Consider the following 354-nt stretch of genomic DNA (forward strand, 5'->3'; position numbering starts at 1 on the left):
AATGAACCGGATCGGACAGGAGTCAGGCAATCTGCGTTTACCTGTCCGATAGAGGTCTCCCTCCAATGATCTGCACCGCCTTCAGTAATCCCTGTACCGTGCGACCACCCTGAAACTGGAACGCGTTCAGGAATGGACGTCAGGACGAAGAGAGCGATGCCGGTTGATGAGTTCGGCCGTGCGATCAATTGTCTCTGGAGCGGTCGGTCAGGGTTTCAGCCCTGCCGATGGCGTCCTGGAGGCGGGGCCAGTCAATTCCAAGGCAGACAGTGAATAAACGCCCTGATCACTGGCCGGCCTCAATCAGATTACGGCAAGAGGTTGTCAGCAGACTAATCTGGGCCTGCAACGATC

1 pseudogene is annotated in these 354 nt (G+C 56.5%); it reads right to left on the reverse strand.

What is annotated here, in order from left to right:
• Positions 1-354 (reverse strand): annotated as a pseudogene (locus KP705_RS21700) (Tn3 family transposase); the annotation flags it as partial.

Origin of the sequence: Gluconobacter sp. P1D12_c (assembly GCF_018812105.1) — a bacterium.
Lineage (GTDB): Bacteria > Pseudomonadota > Alphaproteobacteria > Acetobacterales > Acetobacteraceae > Gluconobacter > Gluconobacter oxydans_A.